We start from the raw sequence: 17,851 nt of genomic DNA on the forward strand, positions 1-17,851 counted from the left end.
TCCCAACAAGGGCTACGCCAACACCTGTTGAAGCAGCCCGTCCTCAATATCATCTGTTACCACGGCACTACCGATACTGGTTGGGATCACGAAGCGAATTCGATTCGCCTGGACCTTTTTGTCATGGCGCATATGGCGCATGAAGGCCTCATAACCCATATCATCCGGGGCGCTTACCGGCAAATCAAACGCTACCAACAGTTCCCGAATGCGACAAAGATCTGACGCTGACAACCAGTTTTTGTGCTGTGCAACTTCAGAAGCAAGAACAATGCCTGCTGCCACCGCTTCACCGTGTAACCAGTTCCCATAACCCTGCTCCGCTTCAATGGCGTGACCAAAGGTGTGGCCAAGATTGAGCAATGCACGAAGACCGCTTTCGCGTTCATCTTTGGCAACAATCTCCGCTTTAATCTCGCAGCAGCGACTGATCACTTGCTGGAGTAGAGCTTGCTGCTTAGCTTTCAGACCTTCTTGATTGTCTTCTAACCAGCTAAAGAACGCAGCGTCGTAAATAACGCCATACTTGATGACCTCAGCCATGCCCGCAGCAAACTCACGCTTAGGTAAGCTGCATAGGGTCATCGTATCGATGATCACAGCTTGCGGCTGATAAAAGGCGCCGATCATATTCTTACCCAAGGGGTGATTCACGGCCGTTTTACCGCCCACCGAAGAGTCAACCTGGGATAGTAAGGTTGTGGGTACCTGAATAAAAGGAATGCCACGCTGGTAGCACGCGGCCACAAAGCCGGTTAAATCACCAATAACACCACCACCAAAAGCAATCAGGGTGGTATCACGGGCAGCCTGAATTTCCAGCAGTCTGCTGATCACAGACTCGAAACTTTGCAAAGACTTATACTGCTCACCATCAGGCAAGACTATGGTTTCAACTTGCAAGCCTTCGAGCAGTTCACGCATCAGGGCGCCATGCAATACGTCAACAACCTGATTGGTAATCACCACAACTTTTGCAGTGTTCAGGTGCTGGCGAAGTACATTAGGTTGACGCAACAGGTTGGCGTCGATGTAGATGGGGTAGCTACGCTCACCCAGTTCAACATTCAATTGGTTCATGAGCGTAGCCTCGCAAAATGTAGAAATTAGAGCCCGATCTTCTCGATAATTTGCGTTGCGACCGAGCGTGCACTCTGGTCGTCAGTCTGCACAACATAATCGGCCACTTCCTCATACAGCGGATTACGTTCCTCAGCCAGATTGCGCAGTACAACCTCAGGATCGTTATTTTGCAGCAGTGGGCGACGCTTATCACGCTGAGTACGCGCGACCTGCTTGTCGATAGTGGTTTGCAGGTAAACGACTATACCTCTGGCCGCCAGTCTGTTGCGGACATTCTTACTGATTACCGAACCACCGCCTGTTGCCAGTACAATGCCCTGCTTTTCAGTCAGATCATTAATGACGTCTTCTTCACGTTGACGGAAACCTTCTTCGCCTTCAATATCAAACACCCAGGCAATATCAGCACCGGTACGGCGTTCAATTTCCTGATCAGAATCGAAGAATTCCAAGTGAAGTTCATCTGCAAGATGCTTACCAATGGTGCTTTTGCCGGCACCCATAGGTCCAACTAGAAAGATATTACGTTTTTCAGCCATCTCTGTTTATGTCACACAACTAAAATTGAAAATGGATAAACTCAACCCCCGGTCGAATTTCAGGAGCGGGATTATCTCAGTTAAGCCGCTAGTTATGCAAGTTTTGATGGCCTTTTAATCCATTTCCCCTAAGCCGATGGCTTAAGCCTGCAAAATATCGGAAAACACGGTGGGTTAAAAAGAAGGGAAACGGGAAGGCACGCCTTCCCGTCAAAACTTAAAGCTCCTGGGTCATAATGCGCGGCGTTACAAAGATAAGTAGTTCGCGTTTTTCATTAAAATCCCGAGAGTTCTTAAACAAGTTACCCACCAGTGGCAAGTCTCCCAACAAGGGAACCTGACTGACTGCTTTAATCAGGTTTTGTTGAAAAATACCGCCCAATACCACAGTTTCGCCATTTTCAACCAACACCTGGGTTGAAATTTCCTGGGTATCAATGGCCACAGCCGGGCCGGTAGAGGTCTGCACTGTATCACCGCGGGTGTCCTGGGTGACCACCAGATCCAGAATAATACGATTATCCGGCGTGATATGTGGCGTCACTTTAAGACTCAACACGGCCTTTTTAAATTCAACAGAGGTTGCCCCGCTTGACGTTGCCTGCACATAAGGAATCTCGGTACCTTGCTCTATATAGGCCTCATGCTGATTGGCCACGGTAATACGAGGACTGGCGATAATTTCACCTTTATTTTCCTGCTCTAGGGCAGACAATTCCAAATCCAGAATAGTGCCATCGGCCAGCTTGGCGATGTGGAAACCAATACGTCCCGCGGATGTACCTGCAACAGGCAGGTTCACGTTCAAACGGTTAGCCAAGTCAGGAATAGTACCTCCGGCGATAGCTTCCGCTCCTTCGAGAGACCCGGACACGCCATCTGTATCTTGTTGATCACTAAAGCCCCAACGCACACCAAGTTGTTCATCCACATTGTCACGCACTGTCACCATGCGGGATTCAATCAATACCTGCTTAATCGGAATATCCAGTTGTTTCACCATGGCTTTGGCTTCTTCAACATATTCCTGACTATCACGAATTAACAAGGAATTAGTACGATTGTCCACGTTAACTGTGCCACGGGCGCTGAGAATACCGCCTTCGCCAGACTTGAGAATGGTCGCCATCTCAGCAGCTTTGGCATAATTAATCTGGATGGTTTCAGACTTTAATGGCGCCAAATCAGCAACCTGCTGTTGTGACTGCAAGCGCTGGGTCTCACGGGAAGCCAACTCTTCTGCCGGGGCTACCAGCAGAATATTCCCTTCCATACGCTTATCCAGGCCTTTAATTTTTAAGATCATCCCCAGCGCCTGATCCCAGGGCACATTGGCTAAGTTAATAGTCACGTTGCCTGTCACCGTATCTGTGGTGACCAGGTTAAAACCATTGATCTGAGCAATAACCTGCAACACCTGGCGAACCGGCACATCCTGAAAATCCAGCGATATGGGCGCACCGCTGTAATTAGGATCGACTTGCTTTTGCGCCACGGCAGCTTGCACAGGTTTATCCACCTCAACCACCAGTACGTTGCCATTTTTTTGATGGCGGAACTGCAAGTCGCCTTGCATGGCAAACACTACGCGGCTGCCTTTTTGCTGTTGGAAGGTTTCCAGCCACTCTACCGGCGTACCAAATTCGCTGACATCCAGTTTGTAAAGTAAGTCATCAGCCAGCTGTGTATCCGGCAACATCAGTTCCAGGCCGTCTTTACTTTTAGCCAGAGCAGCATTGAATTGGTCATTATCAAACTGCATCTGAATACGCGCACCGCCATTTTGATTGCGCGTAAAGTCCAGGGTTGTCATGGTATGGGGCAGGGTAACATTTGCCTGCGGATCAACCAGCTCGACATCTTGTGCCTGTGCGAGTTGAGATTTGACGCCCATCAGGCTAGCCAGAACAACCAACATATAAGGCAGCAGCCGATTACGTTTATTGAGTTTTTTGTTGAATATAAACCGCTCAGACATTCTTCTGTTCTCCTGCCGCTTGTGACACTGTTAGCGTGGCCTGTTTTTCCTGCCAGCATCCGGTGCCATCGGGCAGCATTTCTATAATGGATACCTTTCCGTCCCTGATGGAAGTAATACGCCCAAAAAACAGTCCGAGATGATCCCCGGCTTTTGCCTTATGTAACGTACCGTCGTTGGCCTGAATCAACGCCCAGGTCTGTTGCTGCCGGGTAAAGAATCCCTTGATCGACAGCGCATCTGTACCATATTGCTCCAGAGGTTGTTTGGCCCGGCTAAAATCCGGTTGCAAACAATTTGCTTTGGCCGTTTGTATCGTTTCCGCCGTAATACCAGACAAACGTTGGAAGGGGCTACGCTTATCAGCGACCTGATACTCAAAAGCCGGCGTTTTACTAAAGGTAGGATAAGGCTCGATGCTAATTTGAGTGCTCTGTTTAACTTGTACCACAAAGTCCTGCAAATCCTGCATATCGGATTGGCACCCCATCAGGGTCCCCGCCGCTATCAAGCCTAAAACATAACGCTTCATTTACCGCCCTCCCGAACATTAGTACTGGAGGTTCTGTATGTCTTCGCTTGTAAGCTGAGCTTGAGGCCGTCGCCTTCCTGATTCAAATCAAAATCATGCACGGTGACAATACGCGGTAAACCGGCAACATCGGCCAGAAACTGACCAAATTCATGATAACTGCCACTGACCTCCATCTGAATGGGAAGCTCGGTATAAAATTCCTTGGGAATTTCTTTCTGCCAGTTCAGCAGCTTGAAGTTCAGTCCAGCTGACGTCCCCACGAAAGTAATATCATCCAGCAACCCCGGAGTTTCATTGCTGGTTGGCAGAGACTTAAGCATTGAAGAGAAGTCCTGCTGAATTTTGGCCAACTGCTCTTCATAGGCCTGCAAATTAACAGCAATCCGATATTTGGCTTCAAAGGTTTGCTTCAATTCCGCTTCTTTTTGTTCGGCACTGGCCAACACCGGCAACTTGTCATTTACCAGCAGGTAGTAGCCCAGCACACTAACCAACACAGCCAAGACCAGCGCCACCAACGCTTTGACCTCAAATGGCCATATGGCCACCTGTTCAAAGTCCAGGTCGTTCATTTCCTTCAGTTTATTGAAATCAAATTTCATTATTTTTTCCCCTCGCTGGTACCGGCCGTCAGTATTTCCGGCGCGACACTGGGGCTGATATTGAAGGTCAGCTTGAACTCACTCACTGCATCCGATTTGCTGGTATCAGCTACAATCGAGGATAAATCGCCATTGGTAAAGACCTTGGACATTTCGAGGCGACGCATAAATTCCGACAGTCTGTTGTTGGACTCGCTAATCCCCATCACTTCCATACGATTGCCTTTACGACTCAGGGTACGAAATGCCACGCCCGGGGGAACGATTCTGGCCAGCTCATCCAGCACATGGGGAGCGGCGTTACGGTTAGCCTGCAATTGTTCGATCAGCGCCATACGCTGTTCAACCTGCTTTTTCTGCTCTTTGATGTCCTTAATTTTGGCAATTTGTGCATCTAACTGAGCAATCTGCTGGTTAAGAAAGTTGTTTCGCCCCTGTTGCGCTGCAATCATATTGTCAACGACAACACCAATACCCCAGAAGATAGCCAGGGCCAGCATGGCGACCAGGGCCAACATCACAAGGTAGTCTTTTTTGTGCTTCTGACGCTGAACTTCTCGCCAAGGCAGTAAATTTATATATGCCACGGTGTAAAGCTCCTGTGTGCCAAACCAACGGCAATCGCCAATTGTGGAGCCATGCGTTGTAACCCCTCTTCTGATTTATTGTTCTTAATTTGCATCGTACTGAACGGGTTGAAAACTGACACTTGCATTGACAGCTCTTGCTCCAATTCTGTGGCAATGCCAGGTAGATTTGCACCACCACCACAGATCAGCAATGTTTGAGGCGGTTTACGGCTGGTTGAAGACACATACATCTGCAAGGCGCGGCTAATCTGCTGTTGTAAGTTCGCCAGATACATTGCCCCATTTTGCTGGCGCCAGCCATCCGGCAGCGTATTGTCCATCAGTTGCTTTTCCGCTTCGACAAGATCCATGCCGTACACCAGGGCAAGGTCGCGCACCAGGCTATCCATACCAAACGCATGTTCCTTGCTATAGATAACCGTGTCATTTTCCACCACGGTCAGCAATAATTGACTGGCCCCGATATTGACGCAGCACAGTGGTACATCAGGCAGTTGCTCCGGGCCATAATTGAGTAGTGCGGTGCCAAGGGCATAACCTTCGACATCCATCACCTTGGGCTCAAATTCCAGCTCCCTTAGTAAAGTGACGCGGCTATCAATCATATCCTTATGGGCTGCACTCAATAACACATCCACTTTTCCCAAATGAACCTTGCTCTCTCCAAGCTCTTCGAAGTCCACATACACTTCGTCCAGGGGATAGGGGATCAGGCTGTCCGCTTCAATTTCAATTTGCGCTTCCAGTTCATGGTCCGCCTGGTCGGGGTCCATATACACCACTTTGGTAATTACAGAAGCACCGGACACGGCAGACGCGACGTTCTTACATTTGGTTTTCAGCGCCATTTTCACTTTTCGAATCGCATTGCTAACCGCATCAAAATCTTTTATCTCCCGGTCAACAAAGGCATTACCTACGATGGACTCACATGCGTGAGCGATGACTTGCACCTGTCCACCGGAACTGTTCAGCAACACACCCTTAACTGAGCGTGTGCCAATATCTAATCCCAACATGGCAGGCATTTTTTTGCTGAACAGATTCTCAAGCACGAAGGCTTCCTATTTTGTTAAACTATCTGAAAACCATTATTCACTAATTTTAATTAGTTAATGGTTCTAATAACGGTACATAGGTATAAAATATAAGCCATTTCTTTAGAAATGCTCTGATAACATAAATTTGTGAAGTATCTCAAACTCTTTATTCTGATTATTATTTGCTCGGCTGTACTGGGAACTATCTCTGTGATTTCCCTGTACTTTTACATTAAACCTGAGCTACCCAGTGTTGCCATCCTAAAGGATGTGCGGCTGCAAACGCCAATGAAAATTTATTCCCAGGACGGGTTGCTAATTTCCCAATACGGAGTGAAGCGACGCATACCTTTGGAATTAAATAACATACCTGATGGTCTGAAACAGGCCATACTTGCCACCGAAGATTCACGCTTTTATGAACACCCAGGGATCGATCCCATCGGGGTAATGCGTGCTTTTGTCAATTTGGTGGTCACAGGAGAAAAGGGTCAAGGTGCTAGTACTATCACCATGCAGTTGGCCAGAAACTTCTTTTTGAGCCCTGACAAGGCCTGGATGCGGAAAATAAAAGAAGCTTTCATTTCCTGGCATATAGAACAAGTGCTAACAAAGGATGAAATCCTGACGCTCTATTTAAATAAGATTGAGCTGGGACATCGTGCCTTTGGTGTTGGCGCCGCCGCGCAGGTTTACTTTGGCAAGGACATTGGCGATCTGAGCCTAGCTCAGCTAGCAACTATTGCAGGGTTATTTAAAGCCCCTTCCACCCTCAATCCTATCAGCAATCCACAGCGCTCACTGGAACGTCGGCGGGTTGTACTGGCCAGAATGCTGGACGAAGGATATATCAACAGGCAAGAGTTTGAGCAAGCGGCCAGCGAAGATATTCAAGCCAAAAAGCATGGCGCAGAGATTGAGTTGGATGCACCTTATCTGGCCGACATGATTTACGCAGAAATGGTAACCCGCTACGGTAAAGAGGAAGCTGAAACCGGCGGCTATCAAGTCTATGCCACCGTCACATCCAAGCTGCAGCGTTTGGCGCAGCAAGCCACTATCCGTAATCTGCACGATTATGATGAGCGCCATGGATTCAGGGGCCCGCTTCAGCAGTTATGGCAATTAGATGAAAACGGTGAGACAGAAGCTTGGAATGAATCGCAAATGCGTGAATTTCTTGCCGAACAACCCAGTTTCAAACCTCTGTTGCCCGCCATTGTCACTAGGGTAGAAGAACAGCAGATTCAGGTATTCACCCAGCAGGGTCAGTACCTGGATATTAACTGGGATGGTTTGGCCTGGGCGCGTCCTTACGTGTCAGACACCAGGCAGGGCGATGAACCCAAAGTAGCAGCCGATATTGTTACCGAAGGTGCGTTGGTGTGGGTTCGATTCAATGATGAAACCGACTTCTGGCAGTTATCGCAGTTTCCAGATGCCAGCGCAGCGTTTATTGCGTTGAACCCTGCCGATGGCGCAGTGCAAGCCATAGTCGGGGGCTACAGTTTCTATCAGAGTCAGTTTAACAGGGCGACACAGGCAAAACGCCAGGTCGGCTCCAATATCAAACCCTTTGTTTACTCGGCCGCCCTGGAGCATGGTTTTACCCTGGGCAGCATTATGAACGATGCTCCCATCAACCAGTGGGACAGAAAATCCGGTGTTGTCTGGCGTCCCAAAAACTCACCGGAAGTGTATGACGGCCCCATCCGTATGCGACTGGCGCTAGGTAGGTCTAAAAACGTGGTATCTGTGCGTTTGCTCCGTGGGGTGGGAATCGACAATATCATCCAGCATCTGGCCCGCTTTGGTTTCAATCCAGACGACATACCTCGTGACGAATCACTGGCCCTGGGTAGTTCATCGTTAACCCCCATGGAACTTGCAACAGGTTTTGCTGTTATCGCTAATGGCGGATATGCCGTAACGCCTTATATTATCGAGCGCATCGACAATGAGTTTGGTGAAACCTTGTGGCATGCCGACCCAGCAATTGCTCCGCCACTGAACGGCGAAGCACAAGAGCTGATGGCACAAGAATCGACAGAAGGGCTGACAGAGGATGCCAATGCAACGCAGCACTACGCACCATCGGTTATCTCCAAAGAGAACGCGTTTTTGACCCGTGAAATGATGACCACTGCTATCACTGGTGGTGGTAACTGGTCGAAGAAAACGTATTGGCAAGGCACGGGCTGGCGCGCAAATAATATGATGGATCGTGATGATTTGGCAGGTAAAACCGGTACCACCAACGATTCCAAAGATACTTGGTTCAGTGGTATAGGCGGCAACTTGGTGGCTACTGCCTGGGTGGGCTTTGATGATATGAGCCGCTCATTGGGACGCACCAGTCGCAACCAGTACCTAATCAACAAAAATCCGCAGAAGTTTAACTGGATGGGCAATGCCATGGTAGGTCCTGAGGACGGTGCCAGGGTAGCTCAGCCAGCCTGGATCCGTTTTATGCGCGAGGCCCTAGATGGCGTGCCCGAAAGTTATCCTCCCGTCCCTGAAGGGATAGTGACTGTGCGTATAGACCGCACTACAGGTAAACTCACTCAACGCACCGACCATACCGCCAGATTTGAGTACTTTATGAAAGGGACCGAGCCAACTCAGTATGTGGACGACGAAGAGTTTATCGACCCCTTCGAGCAAGATACGCCGGCACAAGAAACCGAAGATATCTTCTAGCCAATCACAAAAGAAAACGGGCGCTTAGCGCCCGTTTTTTGTCTGTTAGATAGACAGCATTAACACCTTAGAATTTCGCTGATAGTTGTAGAGGCGCTTTTTACCCTCTGGCAACTCTTCTACCCCTGAAGGCAGAAAACCCTGCTCACGGAACCAGTGCCCCGTTACTGTCGTCAGCACAAAAATACGACTCAGGCCCTGATCTTTGGCCTTTTCGATAATCGCATTCATCATTCGCTCACCGCGGTTCGAACCACGATAATCCTGATGAGTGACAACGCAAGCCAGCTCTCCCACCCCTTCACTGGCATAAGGGTACAAAGCTGCACAGGCGATAATCATGCCGTCCCGTTCAATAATGGTAAAACGGTCAATCTCGCTTTCCAGTAATTCACGGGAGCGCTTTACCAACACGCCTTTCTCTTCCAGCGGATTAATTAACTTGAGAATACCACCCACATCATCAATGGTGGCCTGACGAAGCTGCTCGTAATAATAATGAGATACTAAGGTACCCACCCCATCACGGGTGAACAATTCCTGCAGCAAAGCACCGTCCCGTTGATAGCTCACACAATGGCAACGACTTACGCCAGCATCCAGGCTTGCTGCCACCGCAGACAGAACATTGGCCGTACGCGCATCATGCTGACCATCCATCTGTTTTTGCAGAAGATTACGATCCAGGTTTCGAATCAAGGTGCCTTTTTCATCCATCAGGCCATCTTGCTCGGTAAACACGATAAGCTTGTCGGCCTTCATATGAATAGCGGCTTGCGTGGCGACATCTTCATGGGACAGGTTAAACACTTCACCGGTTGGCGAATAGCCCATCGGGCCAAGCAATACAATGGAGCCATCATTCAGATGGTCATTGATTCCAGATACATCGATACGACGCACCAGGCCGGTAAGTTCGTAATCAACCCCTTCTCGCACACCCATGGGCATAGCGACAACCAGGTTGCCCGAACATACCCGGATTTGCGAACCATGCATGGGAGAGTTAGCCAACCCCATGGTCAGCAAGGCCTCTACCTGAGAGCGCACCGAGCCTGCCGCATCTTTTACCGACTCTATAGTAACTTTGTCGGTAATACGCACATCATTATGAAAGCGCATAGGGCGGTTACGTAGCGCTTCCCGCTGGTCTATCTGCGGCCTGGCGCCATGCACCAATACTAAACGAACACCCAGGCTGTTAAGCAAGGCGATATCATTAATAATATTGGCAAAGTTAGCATCTTCTACCGCTTCACCACCAAACATCAGCACAAAAGTCTTACCCCGGTGCGAATTGATGTAAGGTGCCGATTGGCGGAACAGCTTCACATTATCGGATTCAGATAGCACCACGCCAGGCTCTCCTTTAACACTGTTCGTCAGCAATAGCCGCAAGCTCGCGCTTAAGCGCCATGAACACAGGATCCTTACCGGTTCCACCCAGAATATTACGCTTATCCACCAGGTACTCCAGTTGCAGTACCGGGTAAACATCTTCGCCGATCAAGGCAGAATGCTTCTGCATGTCTTCCAGGCTCAACTCTTCAATGGCTTTACCCTGGGCTAATGCCGCTAATACCACTTGGCCCGAAATATCATGGGCGGTACGGAAAGGAACCCCCTTACCCACCAGATAATCCGCCAGCTCGGTGGCATTGGCATAACCTTCACGCGCAGCTTGTGCGCAGCGGTCGCTGTTCAGCTCCACACTGTCTATAACTTCGCAGGCGATCATCAGACAGATGTGCCACTGGTTTACCGCATCAAAGGCACCTTCTTTGTCTTCCTGCATATCTTTATTGTAGGCCAGCGGCAAACCTTTCATGGTCACCAACAAGCCTTGCAGGCTGCCAAATACCCGACCGCACTTGCCACGAATCAGCTCCAGTGCATCAGGATTTTTCTTCTGAGGCATCAAGGAAGAACCGGAGGTGACATTGTCGCCCAGGCGTAAAAAGCCTGCTTCGCCGGAATTGAAGAAAATCATGTCCTCGGCCATACGCGACAAATGCATCATGCTGGTACTGGCGCAGAACAACAGTTCCAATACATAGTCACGATCAGACACCGCATCCAAACTATTCAGGCAAGGGCTATCAAAACCTAGCTGCTGTGCAATTTCCTGGCGGTCAATAGCATAAACGGTTCCAGCCAACGCACCACTGCCCAAAGGACACTGGTTCATTCTGACCAGCAGATCGCCCATGCGGCTGATATCCCGCTTAAACATTTCCACATAGGCCAAACACCAATGGGGATAGCGCACCGGCTGAGCGCGTTGCAAATGCGTATAACCAGGCAGAATCACATGCTGATGGCGTTCGGCAGATTTCACCAATGCGGCTTTAAGCTGGCGCAAGTCCTGCTGTAGCTGCTGACAATGCTCACGCACCCACAAACGAAAATCTGTGGCCACCTGGTCATTGCGGCTGCGACCGGTATGCAGCTTACGGCCAATATCACCCAGCTGTTCGGTGAGTGCGGCTTCTACGAAGCTGTGGATGTCTTCTTCATTGCTACCTGCAAAGTCCAATTCACCGGCTTCGGCCTTGGCTAGCAGGCCATTTAGGGCCTGCTCCAATTGCTGTTGCTCAGACTCTGTCAGTACCCCAGCCTTGGCAATAGCACGAGACCAAATAATAGAGCCACGAATATCCTGACTGGCAAGGTGCTGGTCAAACGGCAAGGAGTCGTTCACCTGTCTGAACATATCGCTGCTTCCGCCCTGGAAGCGTCCGCCCCACAAGGCCATCAGGCTTGTCCCTTATCTTTCAGTGCCTTAATGCGACTGGCCAGGCTGTACAGACGGATAAAGCCTTCGGCGTGGCTTTGGTCATACACATCATCCGCACCAAAAGTGGCGAAATCTTCGGAATACAGCGAGTTAGGTGAGCGACGCTGCACCACAGTGGCCTGCCCTTTGTAGAGCTTAACCACCACATCACCGGTAATCTGGTTAGCGAACGCTTGAGCACCCGCCAAAATAGAATCTTTCAGTGGCGTGAACCAACGACCGTCATATACCAGGTGCGAAAATTCCAGGCCCAGTTGCTCACGGAATTTCAAGGAGTCTTTATTCAGAACCAAATGCTCCAGGGCTTTGTAAGCCGCCATCAGGATAGTTCCTCCCGGCGTTTCATAGCAGCCGCGGGACTTCATACCAACCAGACGGTTTTCAACGATATCCAAACGACCCACACCATGAGCGGCACCCAGTTGGTTCAACCTTACCAACGCCTGATAAGGGCTGAGCTTTTCGTTATTAACCGATACCAGACGGCCTTGCTCGAAACCAAGCTGTACACGTTCAGCCTGATTAGGGGCATCTTCTGGATCTACCGTCATGGTCCACACTTGTTTGGTGGGTTCACACCAGGGGTTTTCCAGCTCACCGCCTTCATGGCTGATATGCCAGGCATTGGCATCACGGCTGTAAATTTTGGTCGCAGACGCCGTGGTCGGCACGTTGCGCTCTGCCAGGTAGGCCAACAGGTCTTCACGGGAATGCATATCCCACTCACGCCATGGGGCAATCACCTTAAGTTGCGGCGCTAAAGCTGCAAAGGCACCTTCAAAACGCACTTGGTCATTACCTTTACCGGTACAACCGTGACACAGTGCATCGGCACCGACTTTCAGCGCCACTTCCACCTGCGCCTTGGCAATAATAGGGCGGGCCATGGACGTACCCAGTAAATACTGGCCTTCGTATACCGCACCCGTCATCACTGTGGGGTAGATGTATTCGCCGACAAAACCTTCTTTCAGGTCAACAATATGGCATTCACTGGCACCGCTGCGGATGGCTTTTTCTTCCAGGCCTTGCAGTTCTTCATCACCCTGACCTACGTCGGCCGCGAAAGCGACCACTTCGCAGTCATAGTTTTCTTTCAGCCATGGAATGATGGCGGAGGTGTCCAAACCACCAGAATAGGCCAATACCACTTTGTTCACTTGAGACTTTGACATTCTGTTTTCCTTAGCCAAGCAGGCTGATTAAAATCGCATTCTGGGCGTGCATTCTGTTTTCCGCTTGTTGAAGCAGAAGCGAACACTCACCATCAATTAAGTCACTGGTTATTTCCAGATCCCGATGGGCGGGCTGGCAGTGCATAGCATAGCTAGCACCGCAACTGTCCATCAGGGTTTTGTTCAGTTGATAAGGTTGGAACTTATCTTTAATTTCCGCCAGCGGCGTTGTGTCACCCATAGATAACCAAGTGTCGGTATACAGGAACTGGCAGCCATCGGCCGCACTCAGGTCATGACTGGCACTGATCTTACCGCCACTGATTTGGGCCAGAGCGGCCGCTTGCTCGAGAATCTCTTGCTTCACTTCATGACCAACCGGGGTAATCACCCGCACATCGGCCCCAAGGATAGCCCCGACCAACAAAAGTGAATTGCTCACGTTATTGCCGTCGCCAATATAAGCCAGACGGCAGCTTTCCACCTCGCCCAGTACTTCCTTGATGGTAAGAAAATCAGCCAGCGCCTGACAAGGGTGATACAAGTCACAAAGTGCATTGATCACTGGCACTTTAGAGGCTTCAGCCATCTGTACCAGGGTATGATGACTATAAACCCGGGCTACGATAGCATCGGCCCAGCACGCCAGGTTGCCGCCCATATCGCGGGCATCTTCCCGGCCTGCCAATTTTCCGGCCTGGCTGTCCAGATACACCATGTGGCCACCCAACTTATTGATACCTATGTCAAAACTGACCCTGGTACGTAGTGAAGGCTTCTCAAACAGAGCAGCGACGGCTTTGCCGTCCAGCGCCTTACGATAGGCAGATGGATTTTGCTTAGTCTGTTGAGCCAGCTCCAGCAGGCTCAGTAGTTCTGCTTTGCTCCAATCAGCAAAAGTCAGCAGATCCTTTTTCATAGGTTGTTCCCCAGTTTCCCCTAAATGGGTTTCAGTCAGGATAAATACGCGTTCCGGCGGACTGATTGCCCGCCAGACGCAACAAAGATTCGGGTTGTTTCCAACTAGCGATAGTGACGGGTACGCCAATATCGCGTGCAGCACTCAGTGCCGCTTCAACTTTCACTGTCATACCATCACGGATAACACCAGCCTCAATAAGTTGCTGGATTTGTCCGGCGTTAAGTTCACTTAATAGCTGTTTGTCTGCATCCAGTACACCCGCCACATCAGATAGCAGGATCAATTCACCCTGTAATAGTTGGGCCATCACAGTCGCTGCCTGATCGGCATTGATATTGAGTAGCTGCCCGGACAAATCTGCCCCAATAGAGCTGACCACAGGCAGAAAATCCTGGCTAAGCAATAGCTTCAGCAGGGTGGCGTTAGCGGGTTCAACACTGCCTACCGCACCGTATTTGGCGTCCATTGGGGTACACTTCACCATACCGCCGTCGGTTAAGGCCAGTCCCACCGGATTCAAACCACTGGCAATGGCTTGCGCCACCAACTGTTTATTAGCCGTACCAGCCAAAGCGCCAACTATGTAAGGCATTTGCTCGGCACTGGTAACCCGTAAACCATCAATCTTGACGGTTTTGAGATTCAGAGCCACCATCCATTCTTCCACTATAGGACCGCCGCCATGCACCAGCAGTACCGGCCGGCTCTTTTGCAATTCTGCCAGCACATCCAACAGGGCCTTGGCTGCTTGTGCATCACCAATAAAGGCGCCGCCTACCTTGACGATTAAAGGCTTCATAGGGCTTTCTCCGCCAAACCTGATTCGGGAGCGAAACCAAAACGGATATTGGCGCATTGCAGAGCTTGTGCAGCCGCGCCTTTTAGCAGGTTATCAATAGCACTGGTAACCACCAGATGTCCTGAATTCTCGTCCAGCTTCCAGTGTAAATCGCAATAGCAGGTGCCTGCTACTTCGTCGATTTTCGGCCAACTGCTGCGAAGCCGTACCATAGGATTGCTCTGATAGGCTGAGGCATATGCATCACTGACCTGAGACGCCGTTACACCGGCTTTCACCTTGACGGTTACCGTAGCCAGGATGCCACGCTTGAAATTGCCCAAATGCGGCGTGAAGATCACCTGACGGCCCAGCTCGGCGGAAATTTCCGGCTGATGTCTGTGCCCAAGCACACCATAGGCTTGCAGACTCACTTCACAGAAACTGCTATTCAATGCGGCTTTGCGTCCGGCTCCGCTTACCCCGGATACAGCATTAATTACCGGCCACTGTTGTTCATCTAACAGTCCACAAACTTGCAGGGGTTTCAGCGCGGTCAGAGACGCCGTGGGGTAACACCCAGGCACAGCCACCAATTTAGCCTGACGAATCTTCTCCCCATGCCAGTCAGCCAAGCCATATACGGCGTCTTGCAATAGCGCGGGTTGTTCATGGGCAAAGCCATAAAAGCGCGCGAAGATGTCTTTGTCTTTGAGACGAAAAGCGCCGGACAAATCCATCACCACCGCCTTACCAGCGGTAAGTGTCGCCGCCCACTCATGACTTGCCTCATGCGGTGTAGCCAGGAATATCAGATCATATTCCGTCGCCAATTGAGTCAGTCTATCTTGCGACAATGGCTGCAAGGGCATATCAAGTAAACCGGTAAAGCGGCCATAAAGGTCGCTAAGCAGTTTACCGGCGTCCTGGCTGCCTTGTGAGACAAACAAAGCCGCGAGCTCAAATCCCGGATGTTTAGCAAGCAAGGCTGCCAGCTCTGCTCCGGTATATCCACTGGCACCAACAATACAGGTTTTCATCATGATAAGAATTTTCGAAGTGTTTAGGACAACAAGTGTAGCAAAATAAGGTTACAAGCCCGCGAAAGCGGGATAAGGACTAATATCGTCGCCTGGCGAGAAGTAACAAAGATGGCTGCAAATTTCGCTGCATTAAGGGATCTGGATGCACTAAAGTATGAATTGTGAGATACTTTGCCACCAAACACATATTTATTCAACAATTGTGCATATTTATTTTGTGAATTTATTATGAAAATGCCGCATTTCCTGGACGCCTACAAACAAATCATTGCGCACCCGACCATCAGCGCATTCGATGAAAAAATAGACCAGACCAACCTACCATTACTGCAAATGTTAGGCAGTTGGCTGGAAGATCTTGGCTTTCACATAAGTATTCAACCCGTGCCAAACGCCCGGCATAAGTTCAATTTACTGGCCCGTATCGGCAGTGGCGACGGTGGATTGTTGCTGGCCGGCCACTCAGACACCGTCCCCTTTGATGAGGGAAGATGGCAGTTTGATCCCTTCAATCTGACGGAAAAAGATAACAAGTTGTACGGCCTCGGCACCTGCGATATGAAAGGCTTCTTTGCCTTTATTTTGGAGGCGCTACGGGATATTCCGCTAAATAAGTTGAATAAGCCGCTATATATTCTGGCCACTGCCGATGAAGAAACCTCTATGGCCGGTGCCCGTTTTTTTGCCGAACAACAGTTAATCAAGCCTGATATGGCCATCATAGGTGAACCAACCGGGCTAAAACCCATCTGTAAGCACAAGGGCCATATGGCGCATACCCTGGATATCACAGGTAAAGCCGGCCATTCCAGCGATCCGGACAAGGGCGTCAATGCCATTGAGATCATGTACCAGGCGGTAGGTGAACTGATGAAGCTCAGAGATCAGTTAGCCGCGCAGTATGTGGATCCGGCTTTCAGTGTAGCCAAGACCACCATGAATCTGGGCCATATCCACGGCGGCGATGGTGAGAATCGTATCTGTGGTCATTGCCGGCTGAACTTTGACTTACGCGCTGTGCCTGGTCTGAGCGATGCTGAGGCTATTTCACGCATTGACCAGGCGCTGGCACCTGTATACGCCGCTTACCCTGACCGCGTAAGCCGCGCATTGATGTATGACACTGTGCCGTCTTTTGCCAGCCGGAATGAAACACAACTGCTGGATCTGGCCGAACAATTCACCGGTTTTAACGCCACAAGTGCTAACTACTGCACCGAAGCGCCTTTTATCAGTCAATTGGGGTGCGACACGCTAGTGTTAGGACCGGGCAGCATCGACCAGGCGCACCAGCCGGATGAATTTATTTCCCTGGATTACGTCAATCCAACCATTAATTTACTGCGCCATTTAATCGGCCAGGTCTGTTTGAAATAGTGGAGAGAAGATTGCAATTACAAGCAGTGATTTTTGATATGGATGGCTTGCTGATAGATTCAGAGCCATTATGGCGTCAGGCCGAGCAGGAAGTATTTGCCACAGTCGGTATTCGTCTGACCGAGTCTATGTGTTTTCAGACCACCGGCTTAAGTACCGAAGAAGTCGTGCAATATTGGTATAACGTCTTTAGTCTTGAGCGTCAGGATGCTCAAGAGGTTGCTCGCAGACTGGAAGATAGAGTCATAGAGTTGGTCCAGCGTAAGGGGCAAGCCTTACCCGGCGTGTATGATTTACTCAAACATTGCCAGAACCTGGGTTTGACTCTCGCGGTGGCATCGGGCTCTGTTAGCCGCTTGATAGAAGCGGTGCTGGATAAACTGCAACTGCGCGACTACATAGGTTTATACCACTCGGCAGAACATGAAGTGGCAGGCAAACCTAACCCAGCCGTGTATCTGACCACCTTGGATAAGTTGGCATTAGATGCCGCCCAGTGCGTCGCGTTTGAAGATTCGGCCCGTGGCGCCCAAGCCGCCAAAGCCGCCGGACTCTTTACTATTGCCGTACCGGAAGCTGGCCATAAAGACCCGGGTCAGTTTGCCATGGCCGATATTCTGCTCGACTCCCTGGAACAGGCGCTAGATTTACCGCAATTCCAATGGCCTAATAGCCATAAACTGGCTGGCTAA

General features: G+C 50.1%; 16 protein-coding genes. 3 read left to right on the plus strand and 13 right to left on the minus strand.

The window, feature by feature from the left end:
• Window positions 1-12: 12 nt before the first annotated feature.
• The 7 genes from aroB to pilM all read right to left on the minus strand — a co-directional run bounded on the left by aroB (window position 13) and on the right by pilM (window position 6,355).
• A complete protein-coding gene (aroB, locus tag IEX02_RS04055; RefSeq protein WP_188690639.1) occupies window positions 13-1,080 on the minus strand; it encodes a 3-dehydroquinate synthase in 1,068 nt (355 codons plus the stop codon).
• Between the two features lie 26 nt (window positions 1,081-1,106).
• Window positions 1,107-1,622: a shikimate kinase AroK gene (aroK, locus tag IEX02_RS04060; RefSeq protein WP_188690642.1), complete on the minus strand. Its 516-nt coding sequence runs from the start codon at window positions 1,620-1,622 to the stop codon at window positions 1,107-1,109.
• Window positions 1,623-1,839: 217 nt separating this feature from the next.
• The gene (locus IEX02_RS04065) at window positions 1,840-3,600 is read right to left on the minus strand and encodes a type IV pilus secretin PilQ (RefSeq protein WP_188690645.1); all 1,761 of its coding nucleotides are present in this window, start codon (window positions 3,598-3,600) and stop codon (window positions 1,840-1,842) included.
• Window positions 3,593-4,132: a pilus assembly protein PilP gene (locus IEX02_RS04070; RefSeq protein WP_188690648.1), complete on the minus strand. Its 540-nt coding sequence runs from the start codon at window positions 4,130-4,132 to the stop codon at window positions 3,593-3,595. Before IEX02_RS04070 ends, IEX02_RS04065 begins: the two co-directional genes overlap by 8 nt.
• A complete protein-coding gene (locus IEX02_RS04075) occupies window positions 4,129-4,737 on the minus strand; it encodes a type IV pilus inner membrane component PilO (RefSeq protein ID WP_188690651.1) in 609 nt (202 codons plus the stop codon). Before IEX02_RS04075 ends, IEX02_RS04070 begins: the two co-directional genes overlap by 4 nt.
• Window positions 4,737-5,324, minus strand: a complete 588-nt coding sequence (locus IEX02_RS04080) for a PilN domain-containing protein (protein ID WP_188690654.1) — start codon at window positions 5,322-5,324, stop codon at window positions 4,737-4,739. Before IEX02_RS04080 ends, IEX02_RS04075 begins: the two co-directional genes overlap by 1 nt.
• Complete coding sequence (gene pilM, locus IEX02_RS04085) at window positions 5,312-6,355, minus strand: type IV pilus assembly protein PilM (RefSeq protein ID WP_188691788.1); 1,044 nt, start codon at window positions 6,353-6,355, stop codon at window positions 5,312-5,314. The genes IEX02_RS04080 and pilM overlap by 13 nt, the downstream gene beginning before the upstream one ends.
• Window positions 6,356-6,514: 159 nt before the next feature.
• Here pilM and IEX02_RS04090 point away from each other — a divergent pair, with 159 nt between their 5' ends.
• A complete protein-coding gene (locus tag IEX02_RS04090) occupies window positions 6,515-9,067 on the plus strand; it encodes a penicillin-binding protein 1A (protein ID WP_188690659.1) in 2,553 nt (850 codons plus the stop codon).
• Between the two features lie 45 nt (window positions 9,068-9,112).
• On the opposite strand, the gene argA is transcribed toward IEX02_RS04090, so the two are convergent.
• The 6 genes from argA to argC are packed head-to-tail and all read right to left on the minus strand — an operon-like array spanning window position 9,113 to window position 15,782.
• Window positions 9,113-10,423, minus strand: coding sequence for an amino-acid N-acetyltransferase (gene argA, locus IEX02_RS04095; RefSeq protein WP_188690662.1), 1,311 nt, complete (start codon window positions 10,421-10,423; stop codon window positions 9,113-9,115).
• 13 nt (window positions 10,424-10,436) lie between these two features.
• Window positions 10,437-11,822 (minus strand): argininosuccinate lyase, encoded by a 1,386-nt coding sequence (argH, locus tag IEX02_RS04100; RefSeq protein WP_188690665.1) that lies wholly within the window; start codon window positions 11,820-11,822, stop codon window positions 10,437-10,439.
• Window positions 11,822-13,039: an argininosuccinate synthase gene (locus IEX02_RS04105; protein WP_188690668.1), complete on the minus strand. Its 1,218-nt coding sequence runs from the start codon at window positions 13,037-13,039 to the stop codon at window positions 11,822-11,824. Before IEX02_RS04105 ends, argH begins: the two co-directional genes overlap by 1 nt.
• A gap of 10 nt (window positions 13,040-13,049) precedes the next feature.
• Entirely contained in the window at window positions 13,050-13,958 is a 909-nt protein-coding gene (locus IEX02_RS04110) for an ornithine carbamoyltransferase (RefSeq protein ID WP_188690671.1), read from the minus strand.
• 31 nt (window positions 13,959-13,989) lie between these two features.
• Window positions 13,990-14,760 (minus strand): acetylglutamate kinase, encoded by a 771-nt coding sequence (gene argB / locus IEX02_RS04115; RefSeq protein ID WP_188690674.1) that lies wholly within the window; start codon window positions 14,758-14,760, stop codon window positions 13,990-13,992.
• A complete protein-coding gene (argC, locus tag IEX02_RS04120; RefSeq protein ID WP_188690677.1) occupies window positions 14,757-15,782 on the minus strand; it encodes an N-acetyl-gamma-glutamyl-phosphate reductase in 1,026 nt (341 codons plus the stop codon). Before argC ends, argB begins: the two co-directional genes overlap by 4 nt.
• Window positions 15,783-16,010: 228 nt before the next feature.
• Here argC and argE point away from each other — a divergent pair, with 228 nt between their 5' ends.
• A complete protein-coding gene (gene argE, locus IEX02_RS04125) occupies window positions 16,011-17,159 on the plus strand; it encodes an acetylornithine deacetylase (protein WP_188690680.1) in 1,149 nt (382 codons plus the stop codon).
• 11 nt (window positions 17,160-17,170) lie between these two features.
• Entirely contained in the window at window positions 17,171-17,851 is a 681-nt protein-coding gene (gene hxpB, locus IEX02_RS04130) for a hexitol phosphatase HxpB (RefSeq protein ID WP_188690683.1), read from the plus strand.

It is taken from the genome of Bowmanella pacifica, from assembly GCF_014645355.1.
GTDB classification, from domain to species: Bacteria; Pseudomonadota; Gammaproteobacteria; order Enterobacterales; family Alteromonadaceae; genus Bowmanella; species Bowmanella pacifica.

Bases quoted from the DNA above. Each gene is read 5' to 3' on its own strand.
- aroB (WP_188690639.1), bottom strand. From the start codon at position 1,080: ATGAACCAATTGAATGTTGAACTGGGTGAGCGTAGCTACCCCATCTAC.
- argH (WP_188690665.1), bottom strand. From the start codon at position 11,822: ATGGCCTTGTGGGGCGGACGCTTCCAGGGCGGAAGCAGCGATATGTTC.
- IEX02_RS04110 (WP_188690671.1), bottom strand. From the start codon at position 13,958: ATGAAAAAGGATCTGCTGACTTTTGCTGATTGGAGCAAAGCAGAACTA.
- IEX02_RS04065 (WP_188690645.1), bottom strand. From the start codon at position 3,600: ATGTCTGAGCGGTTTATATTCAACAAAAAACTCAATAAACGTAATCGG.
- pilM (WP_188691788.1), bottom strand. From the start codon at position 6,355: ATGCCTGCCATGTTGGGATTAGATATTGGCACACGCTCAGTTAAGGGT.
- argC (WP_188690677.1), bottom strand. From the start codon at position 15,782: ATGATGAAAACCTGTATTGTTGGTGCCAGTGGATATACCGGAGCAGAG.
- IEX02_RS04070 (WP_188690648.1), bottom strand. From the start codon at position 4,132: ATGAAGCGTTATGTTTTAGGCTTGATAGCGGCGGGGACCCTGATGGGG.
- argE (WP_188690680.1), top strand. From the start codon at position 16,011: ATGAAAATGCCGCATTTCCTGGACGCCTACAAACAAATCATTGCGCAC.
- IEX02_RS04075 (WP_188690651.1), bottom strand. From the start codon at position 4,737: ATGAAATTTGATTTCAATAAACTGAAGGAAATGAACGACCTGGACTTT.
- IEX02_RS04105 (WP_188690668.1), bottom strand. From the start codon at position 13,039: ATGTCAAAGTCTCAAGTGAACAAAGTGGTATTGGCCTATTCTGGTGGT.
- argB (WP_188690674.1), bottom strand. From the start codon at position 14,760: ATGAAGCCTTTAATCGTCAAGGTAGGCGGCGCCTTTATTGGTGATGCA.
- aroK (WP_188690642.1), bottom strand. From the start codon at position 1,622: ATGGCTGAAAAACGTAATATCTTTCTAGTTGGACCTATGGGTGCCGGC.